General features: G+C 48.6%; 4 protein-coding genes. 3 read left to right on the forward strand and 1 reads right to left on the reverse strand.

The window, feature by feature from the left end; all coding sequences use genetic code 11:
• Positions 1-235: 235 nt before the first annotated feature.
• The 3 genes from VMW01_03835 to VMW01_03845 are packed head-to-tail and all read left to right on the forward strand — an operon-like array spanning position 236 to position 11328.
• Positions 236-5938, forward strand: coding sequence for a T9SS type A sorting domain-containing protein (locus VMW01_03835; protein ID HUW05371.1), 5703 nt, complete (start codon positions 236-238; stop codon positions 5936-5938).
• Between the two features lie 45 nt (positions 5939-5983).
• Positions 5984-10912, forward strand: coding sequence for a fibronectin type III domain-containing protein (locus tag VMW01_03840; GenBank protein ID HUW05372.1), 4929 nt, complete (start codon positions 5984-5986; stop codon positions 10910-10912).
• Positions 10909-11328 (forward strand): hypothetical protein, encoded by a 420-nt coding sequence (locus tag VMW01_03845; protein ID HUW05373.1) that lies wholly within the window; start codon positions 10909-10911, stop codon positions 11326-11328. Before VMW01_03840 ends, VMW01_03845 begins: the two co-directional genes overlap by 4 nt.
• Positions 11329-11462: 134 nt before the next feature.
• Here VMW01_03845 and VMW01_03850 read toward each other — a convergent pair.
• The coding region (locus VMW01_03850) for an IS4 family transposase (protein ID HUW05374.1) at positions 11463-12231 on the reverse strand (769 nt) is incomplete at its 5' end.

Raw genomic sequence — 12231 nt, forward strand, 5'->3', positions numbered from 1 at the left:
TAGCATTACAGAGCCCACTGCCTTAATCCCATCAATAGTTAAAGTTACAGACCTATGTTCACCAGGAGCTAGCAATGGTAGTATTGCCTATAGCATAGTTGGTGGAGTATCACCATACTCTACTTCAATCAGTCCAACATATGCTGGCATTGTTAACTCAAGCAATACTTTTTCTGGGCTAAAGAATGGAGTGTATACTATAACCGTAACTGATAATAATGGATGTTCAGCGAATGTGATAGCAAATGTTCAAGAGCCCGGCGCCCCCCTCTCCGCCACCGCAACCCCAACCGATGAAACCCTTTGCCCTAGCTTTCACAACGGAGCGGTAGCGGTTATGGCCACAGGTGGCTGGGGTGGCTACAGTTATTCCAGTGACAATGTGTCGTTCGGAGCCAGCTCCTCCTTTTCATCGCTGGCACCTGGTAGTTACATCTTCTGGGTTAAGGATGCCAAGGGGTGTGTTTCCGCTCCCAAGCAAGCCACGGTTAAGCCGGCCGTCATGCCGGTGGTCAGTTTGGTGACCAAGCATCCCTGTGAGGGACAGGCCAACGGGTGGATTTACCCCTCGGTGGATAGCTGGAGTGGTCCCGCGTTGAGCTACACTTCAAGCATGCCAAGCGGTGCTACAGCATCTATAAGCGCTGGGTCAAAGTTTGAAAACCTGGCCGCATACTCTAGCTACAGCCTCAATCTGTTGATCAACGGTAGCGTGTGTCCATCCGCAGCAACAGTTGTAGACCTAAAGGCATTTGCTCCTCCTGTAGCCTCAGGCTTTGTTTTTGATAGTGCAACATGCGCCAGCGCTACTAATGGTGCAGTATCATTTTCTATAAACCAGGGTGCAGGTGGCAATTATAGAGCTGCTCTAATTGGAATAGATGGCGCATTTAAGGACAGCACTTTGACTTCCATTTTCTCTAATGGTGATAACAAAAAGATAGGTCAACTTGCGACTGGCCAGTATTCCTTACAGATTACCGATACTGCACAGTGCTCATCGAATAGCTCATTGATTACCCTCCCTGTCTCTTCAAAAGCTGTTACCATTAGCTCCCTTACCCCAACATCACCAATATGCCATGGTGAGGCAAATGGAACCATTGCAGTTGCAGGAGGAAAGGGCTTTGGCGACTGGACGGTCTCCATTAAGGACAGCGGTCTAGCAGCTGTGGTAAACGATAACATTCCCCGTTCGGATTCGTTGGTCGACAAAACCTACGGTAATTTGACCGCCGGAGATTATACCGTTTCCCTTTCCGACACCTCCAATTGCAGTTACTCCGCAGCAGTTACTGTGCCCCAGAAGGCCCCCATAGCCTTTACAGTAACCAAAATACGATACGTTACCACTGCTCAGTCCAGCGATGGTTCGCTCGATTACCTAGTTTCGGGTGGAAATGGGCACTTCAATATTACCCTTCAGAATCCACCAGCAGGTGCAGTAGTTGCGCCGGGCAAGTTCTCCAACCTTCCTGCAGGAACCTATACCGTTCAAATTAAGGATAGCCTAAATACGGCCTACTGCAACGCCGAGGAAACCTTTACCATTAAGGCGCCTCAAATCCCATTAGCTATTGCCGGGGCTAACCCCCAACAGCCCAAATGTTACGCCGCCTCCAACGGTAGCGTAACCCTTAACGTTACTGGAGGATGGGGTGGCTATAAGTACAGCAAGGACAGCATTAGCTGGCAGTCGAGTAGCACCATTGCCGGGTTGGCAGCAGGAAGCCACAAGTTCTGGGTTGCCGACTCGCTGGGAGCCATAAAGGATACTACTTTAGTTATTGGTCAGCCCGAGGCAATAGCGGTGGCACCACCGGTTATTTCCGACGTTTCGTGCAATGGAGGAAGCAATGGCACGGTAGCATTCACTGCATCGGGTGGAAACGGAGCCTACTCCTTGAAGTTGGATGGGGAATCCTCCGCAACGCCGCTCCTTCCCAGAACGGGACTTGCGGCTGGAGTTCACACCTACACCGTAGCCGACGCCAACGGCTGTACCTACTCTAATAGTTTCACCATTAATGAGCCGCAAAAGCTTAGACTGCAAGCAACCTTGGCTGGATACAACGGCTACGCCATTCGCTGCTTTGGAGCCACAGATACCATTCACGTTGCCGCAACAGGTGGCACAGCCGCTTACCGCTATATTTTGGGAACCAGCACCGACACCATTTCCACCTCTGCCTTTGCCAACTTGAGCAACGGAACCTACAAGGTAAAGGTGGTGGATGCCCATGGCTGCGTTGACTCCTCCACCGTGCTGCTCAACGCACCCACGGCAGTGAGTTGGAAAAAGGTTACCATTGCCGATCCCACCTGTAACGGGGTAGCCAACGGAGCCATTTCGTTGCAGCCCGACGGTGGTGTTTCTGGCTATAGCTACAATATTTATCGTGATGCCAATGTTGTGGGACTCAACTTGCCCAACTCTGATTTCAACAATTTGCCGGTGGGCGATTATCGTATCACGGTTACCGACGCCAACGGATGTAGTCACGATACCACTGGTCTTAAGCTTATTGAACCGGACTCCCTTCAAATTAATAGTTTCAACACCATTGCCTCTATTTGTAAGGGGGATAGCGGTAAAGCCGTAGTTGTTCTTAAGGGTGGCACTGCACCCTACACCGTTAAGGTTGGCAGTGATTTATACAGCGCTAATCCATCTACTCAAATCAATCTTCTAGCCGGAAACTATACTGCATACATTAGTGACAGCAAGGGTTGTGGTATTGGCAGAGGAAATCCCAATGCCTCTGATATACCCTTTACAGTTACGGAGCCAACTAGCAAGTTGACTGCATCTCCCAATGTTGACCCTGTTAAGTGCTTTGGTGAGAGTAATGGTAGTGTGCGGTTATCGGCCACGGGTGGCTGGGGAGGTTACTCCTACTACTTGGTCGATGTTGCCAATGGTAACCCTCCGTTCAACGTAACTAAAACGAACCTAAAGGCTGGAAGCTATAAGTTTGTGGTTTCCGATAGCTTAAATTGCCACGATACGCTTAGCATCACCGTTCCGCAGCCTCAGCAGCTGGCAGCGCTGCTCAACAAGGTGGACGTGCAGTGTAATGGTGGTCAGGATGGTCAGCTAACAGTTTCCGATACGCTGGGTGGGGTTCAGCCTTACCACTATCAGCTGGACGGCGGCACACCCACCACCAGCAACCTCTTCACGAACCTTTTGGCCGGAGAACATCAGTTGAGCATGGTTGACGCCAACGGCTGTGTGCTTACTAAAACCGAAACCATTAACCAGCCCGACGAAATTATTTCTACTCTAGTTGATTCGGTTAATCCACCATGTGGTACCAGCACTGGTATGCTGATGGTGAATGTAGCCGGTGGAACACCTACGCTTAACATGAGCTGGAACATTGCTGGCACAGCGGTGAATGGCGCTCAGGTGAGCAACCTTTCTGCAGGTAGCTACAACCTTACCGTAACCGATGGCCATGGCTGCCAGAAGCCATTTACCTATACGCTGGTGAACCCCGATGCTCCGCAGCTGGAGAATGTGGTAGCTACCGACTTGCGATGCTTTGGCGACCAGTCGGGTAAGGTGGAATTTTACGTTAACGGCACCAACCAGCCTGTGGACGTGTCGCTAACTTTTGGTGGCACAACGGTGGGTAGTAATCATTTCTCCGACAAGCAAACAAGCAATTTTAGTAATCTACAATCTGGAAGTTACGAGTTGAGCATGGTTGATAGCCACGGCTGCTTCTCTAGCAAAGCAATTACCGTTGCTGAGCCTTCGAAGGTAACGCTAGCACTAAGCAAAACTGATGTAACCTGCTTTGGCAGCACAACGGGTAGCGCCATTGCCACCGTTAATGGTGGCGTTTCACCCTACGCCATCCACTGGAGCACAGGGGAGGATGTGCAAGCGGTTTCTGCCGATACCCTCACCCAGCTCGTGGGAGGAAGCTATGTTGCCACGGTTACCGATAGCAAGGGGTGCGGCGATAAGCTACAACCACTTCAGGCCTCAGTTACCATCTTGGCACCTACCGCTCCTCTTGCCTTTGGTGCGCAAGCTATCAGCAAGCCCAAGTGTGCCGATGAAAATACCGGTCAGGCGCTGCTTTCCGCACAGGGAGGCTGGGGCAGCTACACCTTTGCCCTAAATGGTCAATCGAGCAGTAATGGCCAGTTTTACTCGCTTGCCTCGGGTAGCTATTCCGCTATTCTGAGCGATGCCAACGGCTGCTCCATTGCCAAAACGGTGGTGGTGCCGCAAACGCTGCCGCTATCGCTAATGGCATCCACAGTAAATAACCTCACCTGCTACCAAAATGCCTCGGGGAGCATTTACGTAACTCCAGTAAATGGTGAAACACCTTTCCTGTACGGCCTCGACGGTGGCTCTCTGGGTTACTCCAACGGTTTTGGAAAGCTTGCAGCAGGAACGCACACCATCGTGGTTCAGGATAAGAACGGTTGCTCCAGTCAGCTAGATGTTTTACTTACCCAACCCGATTCGCTCAACCTTGACTTTATGGTTGTAAGCGACACCTGCGGAAGAGGAGTGGGACTGCTGGCTCCCATGGTCTACGGAGGAACGCAACCTTTTACCTACACGTACAACGACAAGGTGTTCGAAGAGGCTTTGAAGCATCTTTATAGCGGGAATTACAAGATTTCAGTAAAGGATCGCTATGGATGTAGGGACAGTTCCATTGCTACCGTGGGGGATGTATCTGGACCAAAAATTGCCAACGTTGCCGTATCACCAGTTTCCTGTGCCGAAAAGTCCGATGGTGCCGCAACCATTACTACCGTTGGCGGCAATGGTTCGATTTCCGTGGTGTGGCCCGGCACAAATCTGTCGGGTGCAACAGTTTCCGGTCTGCCCAAGGGCAACACCAAGGCCGTTGCCACCGACCAGCACCAGTGCAGCGATACGGTGACCGTTTCTATTCCGGGACCCGATCCACTTACCCTTGCTGCAGCAAATCTGGTAAACCCGCTGTGCTACGGATATACCAACGGCAGTGCAACGGTTAGCCCAATGGGTGGAACTGCGCCATACTCCATTTTGTGGAACAATGGCACGGCAGGTGCAACGCTGGACCAGCTGCCCTCGGGTAGCTACACTGCTCAGGTAACCGATGCGCATGAGTGCCAGAACAGCACCACCCTGTCGCTTACCGACCCCGACCCCATAAAGCCAACCGTTCCCACCTCAGCAGTGCTCTGCTCCAACCAGTCCGTTACGCTGGATGCAGGTTACTCCGGTTGCGACTACAGCTGGACCTCAACCAATGGCTTTACCAGCAACCTCCGCACGGTTACCATCTCCGATGAGGGAACTTACACCGTGTGGGTTACCGACATTAAGGGTTGCAAGGGCAACGCATCGGTTAACCTCACCAAGCTGGCTCAGGATATCGATGCCGACTTTGTGGTGGCTACCACCACCGCCGTGGGCGATACCATTGTGCTGGTTGAGTTTACCATGCCCATTCCCGACTCCATTGGCTGGGACTTCCCCGGCGACGCCTTTACGTTGATAAATAGGGGGGGCAACGAGCTCTACATCCGTGCCGAGAAGGAGGGAACCTTCCCAGTGGCTCTCACCACCCACATGGGCGAGTGTAGCGATCGTTTCGAGAAGACGGTGACCGTTGTTCCTGCACTGCCCAAGAGCCAGAACAGCGACTACTACCCCAATATTTTCAGCGAGGTGAAGCTATATCCCAATCCAAACGATGGGCTGTTTACGGTGGAGGTTACCCTTCACAACGAAGCAGCCTTGGAGGTTGGCCTATACAACAACAGCCAGCAGCAGCTATTCTACCAGAAGTTAAGTCCAGCCGGATTCTTCACCATATCGTCCGATAGGCTTAACCTGATGCCGGGATTCTACCTACTGAGCCTGAAGGCCAACGGGCAAACGAAAACGGTTAAGATAATAGTTCAGAAGTAGCAGCCCGGAAGGGAAAGTTTAAGCAGTAACAAAACACCATAGGTAATGGTAAAGCAGAGCATCAAATTCATCGTAGCAGGAATTCTAGCCTCTCTTTTTGTGTCAGTGGCTACCACCGGTCGTGCCCAGAACTTCCCCGTTCAGGCTTTTGCAACGCTCACCCCACCATACTCGCTAAAGCTGAGCGACTATGCTGCTCCGGAGGGGAACCGCATGCGCATTACCCTGCTGCTTAAAGATGCCCAGCAGCCCACCCTCGACGTAAGGCTAAGGCTTACCATTGAGGGCAACGGCGTGAAGCTTACCACCAACCCTTCGTTCTACCCAACACCCATTACGTTGATGAGTAGCACCCTCTACGAGGTGAGCTACGACGAGCTGAGCGACTATTTTCTTCCCCAAAACCTCATTGCCGAAGGTATAAGCATGAGCGCCCTTACCTCATCGGGAATGCTGCCCGAGGGGCTTTACCGCTTTAAGGTGGAGGCCGTGGAGGCCCACCGCAACGTTCCGGTTTCCAACACCGCCATGGCCATTGGCTGGCTGATGCTCAACGATCCGCCGCAGTGGATTTCGCCTCGACAGGGACAGAAGCTCACCGCTGGAGAGCCACAGGGAATACAGTTCTTGTGGACGCGCTGCGGTATGAGCTCGCCCAACGCGGCCCTCAGCACCCAGTACGAGGTTACCATGGTGGAGATGGTGCAGCAGGGCATGGACCCCAACGTGGCCATTGTTACCCTGCCCCCTGTGTACCAAGGTATATCGCCCATCGAAAATTTATTCTACGGACCCGATAAGCCCGAGCTCATTGCCGGCCATAGCTATGCCGTGCGCATACGTGCTTTCGACACAAGAGGCATCGATCTCTACCGCAATGGTGGCCTTTCGCCGGTAATCACCTTCCGCTACGGCGACCCGTGCATTGCACCGGTGTTTCTAAGCTCCGACAACATCTCGGAGCAAACGGCCGACCTCTCGTGGAACAGCACCGCGCTGGCAACCGGCTACCAGGTGCGATTCCGCGAAAACGGTACTGACCTCTCCGACTGGTACGAGGAGCCCGCCACCCAAACCACCTACACGGTTAAGAACCTTAAGCCCGACTGCACCTACGAGTACCAGGTGCAGAGCGAGTGTGGCTCGCTGCCATCCGACTACTCCGTTTCCGGCACCCTAAAAACAAAGAAGTTGGAAAACCAGAACCAGTCCTGTTCCGAGCAGCTCGATAACGCCAACATGCCCACCAACCGCGATCCGCTCTCTGCGCTCCATACCAACCAAACATTCCTTGCCGGCGTTATGCCCGTTAAGGTTACCAGCGTTCAGGGTAGCAACGGCATCTTTACCGGAATGGGTGAGGTATACCTACCCATTGCGGGTGTGGGGCTCAGCTGCACCTTCAACAAAGTTGGCATAAACACCACCTACCAGCTCATTAGCGGGGAGGTGATAACCACCAAGAGTAAGAATACAACCATATACGGTAGCGGGGGAGTAACGGTGCTCGATACCCTGCACCTCGATAACCCCATCGACACCATTATAGTAAACCCCAACGGCGATGTGGCCGTTGTGTCCGGAGGCGACACCACCTTTATCCCGCTGGCCAACCAGCCAGTGGTTATCTATCCCCCTACGGGAGGAGGAGCCGGGACTACCACCGGTGACAACACCGGGAATGGCGGAGGCGATGGAACTGGCGGGGGAGGCTCCACCGGCGGAGGCGGAAATACCAGCTATGGCGATGGACCGCTTATTGTGGAGAACGGCACCGTGAAGCCATACAACCCCGCGGGCGACCTGCCAACGGCCTTCTTCCATAAGGCCTCCATGTCTACCTACGGCTACGACTCGCTGGCCTACGAGGCGCTGCGCAGCTACTACCCCGTGGCTACCATTAACGGTAAGGAGGTGGGAATACCCTACAAGGCGCTACCGGTGAGTGGCAGCGACAACGTGGTGCTGGAGCTAAAGCCCGGCAGCAGCAAGCTTACCACCGACAGCCTCACCATTGACGTGCAGACCAACGCCAAGGTGGCTAAAAAGGAGGTGATGGGCAACAACCGGCTCATGGTTTCGCTGCAGGGGCTTTCCGAGGGCGAGGAGCCCATTATGGTGCGCTACACCAAGCACAATGCCGATGGCAAAACCGAGCAGGTGGACATTGGTGCCGCCAAGGCGGTGGTATACCAGCCGCAGCCCATGACGCTGGTGGTGGTTCCGCTGGCCGGAACAACCGCTCCTGACGCAAGTGCGCTACAAAGCCAGCTCACCGCCATTTACGGCCAGGCGGTAACCTCGTGGACGGTTACGGTGGCAGAACCGTTCGGCTACACCATACCCGGCGGCCAGCTGGAGTTTGGCTCCAGCGAAATGGCCAGCAGCTACACCGAGGGCATGAACACCCTTATTGATGCCTACAAGGTGGCCAACCCCTCGCTGGAGGATGACACCTACTACCTCTTTGTGGTTCCGCGCTTTAGCGATGCCACGCTGCAGGGCTACATGCCCCGTGCCCGTAGGTTTGGCTTTATTGCACAGAGCTCCACCGGTGCCCGCACGCTAGCCCACGAGCTGGGCCATGGTGCCTTTAACTTGGAGCACACCTTCCCTGTGCTGCCGCAGGGCACCACCGACAACCTGATGGACTACAACGGTGGCACCCGCCTTATTAAGCCCCAGTGGGACCTAATTCACAATCCGGAGCTAACAACAGGGTTGCTGGATGATGAGACGGATGCGGCGAGTATTAGTTGCAGTAGAACCTATTATCCAGCATTTGCTTTTGGTTATAAAACTTATGAAATTGATAATCCGGTTCAGGGAAAATATTATACATTTTTGTCTCCTGCTGGTATTCCAATTTCACTCCCCTACAATGTCACAAATTTGAAGTTTGGCGAGGATTTCTATTCAATGCCAATAAGTACTTCCGGTGGATGTTCTAGTGCCGGATTGTTTATCAAAAATCTCCCCAAAGCTGCACTTACAAGTTTTACCATTGGTAATGTTGATTTCAAAGGTGAAATACAGAGTGTTACCTTGTATGAAGGTGATAAACACCTTCCAAGAGCAGCATATGTATTTAATGGATATCTTGGAAGTGGAAGTTATTTCATCGATAAAAGTTCTTTTGGCAAGGATGAATTATATATAAATATTATCAATACAGAAGGAGTATTAGAGAATATTAATTGTTCTCTTGGCTCGAAAACCATTAAAGAAAATGAAAATATAGGGGCAGGAGAGTTAGACCTAGGATTGAACTTACCGTGTATCTTAGGGGCGACTACTCAGTCCACTAATGGCATTAATAGCGATGTTAACTTTTATGCAGAAAAATTAAAAGAGTTAATACTCTCTGGGAATAAGTTTTTATATACAGATGATTCAAGAATTGATGAAAAAACCATAAAAGATATTGATGATAGATTGTTTGTATATGCTGATGAATTAAGAAATGAGGGAAAAAAGATATATGTAGTAAATAGTAAGATATCATATTATTTGGATGACAAACAGAAAGCAGATTTTGCAAAAGCAGTCGTAGAGAAATGTGGTAACTTGTTTGATGCAAACAAAATGACATTTGTTTGTATACCTTACTTTTTATCGCCACTTGAACAAACTTCAGCAAAGGCGTACTACTTTACTTCTGCAGTTGGGTATTATTCAGAAAATTTGTCAAGTTCTGGACAAGGGAGTATTGAAATTGTAAAAGATCTTTATTCACAGATTCCTAAACCATATATTGAAATACCTTATTACTTAACATATAAAGGGGAACTGGTAGAAATTAAACCAATTAGAAAGGAGCAAGTTACTGGCAAAGAGCATATTTATGAGTTTAGATTTTTTGAAGACGGTCGCTGTGACCAATACATTGATTTATTGAATAAGGCCTTAGCTGAGGCATATATAATTAATAATACACCTGTTTTAGCCGATTATTCACGGTTTACAGAAATTAACGCTGAAATTGTAAATTTCAATGAGGAATTTCCACCTGTAACCCCCAATATTATTAACCATGAGATTTTTGAAAGTTGCTTAAAAGAAACAAATGTTGAGGGCTATTCTGTAAATGCACAGCTATTCGCCAAATGGTATAGATATAACAGATTTAGCAATGTAAATCAAGCACTGGATAAACTCAATATCAATATTGAAAATTCATCCGACCCCAGCGACAATTGTTATTTTGGCGGTTACAATGCAGTAGTATATGATGGCGTAGTTAACAAGTTAGATGCAATTGGTTTATTGCTATCACCTCTTCATCTTGACATTATTACAGATATTGCTGGTACGATTTATACTGGGTACTACAGCGATTGGGGTAAAACCGCTGGCTATGCAGCAGGTGCTGCAATACCAATGGTAGCTGTGGTAAAAAGCGGCAAAATGCTTGAGAATGTTAATGCTTTAATCAATGGAAGCAAAAAACTTATAAAGGAAGAGGAAACTTACAAAATTGTTGATAATATTGCAGATGCTGCTGTAGATTTAGCTACGGAGGGGGAAAAACTCTGGACAAAGATAGATGACTTTGATGGATTATTTAATGGAAAGTCAGCAACTTATTATGATGTAAGTGTAACTTATCAAGCTGCTCGTGAACGTGTTGGAGTTGCCTTTATTGAAAATGATATTTTAGAATTTCATTTAAACATTCCCGAAAAACTACAGAAGCAAGGAATTGGTTCAGAGGTTTTCAAAAAAGCAATCCAGGATTATGCCCCCTCTAAAGTAAAGGGATGGTGGAAAAAAGCTGATATATACACAGGAGGAGAATCTGTTAACTTAACCATATTTAAAGAAAAGATTGCTGGGGGTATGTCTCCTATTGACGCAGCATTTGAAACTCCAACTGGTAAAATTTTAAAAGCAAATGGATTTGACGGTGTTCCTGAGATAATCAAAAATACACCCGATGAAGTAATTATTCATTTTAATCCCTCTAATAAATGAAATTCGGATTTATTCTAAACCAGGATAAAAATCTAATTGAGGTTAGTCGAATACGACAACCTAGATTTGATTTATTACTAAAAATAACAGGTATAAATCCAAAGTACCTTATACCAATTGAGATGAATCTTACAAAGAGTCAAATCATTAACGAAATCGATTTGTTAATTGCTGAAAGAGAGACTAAACCTCTTGATATTCCTAATTACGATGGGCGTTTTATTGAAGATGAAGTGTTCGAATTTAAAAATTATAAAGGTAATACGTTAAAACTATGCAAAACAGGTTTTGATAATCTAATAATTTTCTTATTAAATATATTGGAAGCATTAGAAAAGGGAAACTCTAAACTATATTTCTTTTTTGCTAAGAATCATAAAGAGTTAAGAGAATTTATTGATAAAGGTATAATTTGAAACTTTTAATGAAATAAATCTTAAGTTTTATACTTATTTTATCACTACTGTCCGACTAAATTTAAAATATCAGGTTTTTGTCTCTGCACACCAATAAACAAAGGCATTATTCTTGCTACGCAAATGGCACCCCCTCAAAAAGCAAGTTTAATTTGAGCCTCTAAAGCTGGCGAACCCCGGTTATTTAAGTAGCTTCGCTTGGTGCTACGGAGCAGCTCAAAAATGTCTAGCATGCTAATCAGGTGTATCCTGACCAGCGTTGCCACCACCGAAAACGCTTTCTGGGTTTTTGCCATCTTCTGGATCACGGTCATGAGCAGCTGGGCGATCAGCGTGCACCAAACCTGCGTTCGGATAGCATTTTCATTCTCCCCATAAAAGTAGTGGAGTTGAAAGTTTTGCTTCATTTTTTTGAACAGCAGCTCAATGCCCCAGCGCTTCTTGTAAAGGAACGCCACCTCTTCGGCCATGCTGTCCATGCTGTTGGTGATAAATTCAAAATACCGGTCCTGGTCATCCTGGTAGCACACTTTTTTCAACCGGAGCGCTTGCTTGCCCTTCGCTTGCTTTTTGCCATTCTCATCCTCCGGACAGTACTCAACCTCGATGGCATCCTCCCGAAGCACCATCGCCTTGCCTTTCTCCTTTTTATGCTCCCGAAGGGTTTCTACCACGGTGTAAACCGCATTTTTCTTGATACGGGTAACAAAGTAAACCTCTTTTTTAGTCCACCGGGCGAACTGGTAGTAGTAGCTGTACGCTCGGTCGAAAACAACCATGCTGTGCGCGGTCAAGTCCAGCTCCTTCAGAAAGTTTTTGTCGTGCACCTTGGCCTCGGTAATTTTTATGAACCGGCCAACCGATTGAACCGCATCAATGAGCATGTGCACCTTTAGCCCGCCC

The organism is Williamwhitmania sp. (assembly GCA_035529935.1).
Classification (GTDB): Bacteria; Bacteroidota; Bacteroidia; order Bacteroidales; family Williamwhitmaniaceae; genus Williamwhitmania.

What these genes read in the sequence shown, in the direction of transcription:
- VMW01_03845 (HUW05373.1), top strand. Translation starts at nt 10,909, where the DNA reads ATGAAATTCGGATTTATTCTAAACCAGGATAAAAATCTAATTGAGGTT.
- VMW01_03840 (HUW05372.1), top strand. Translation starts at nt 5,984, where the DNA reads ATGGTAAAGCAGAGCATCAAATTCATCGTAGCAGGAATTCTAGCCTCT.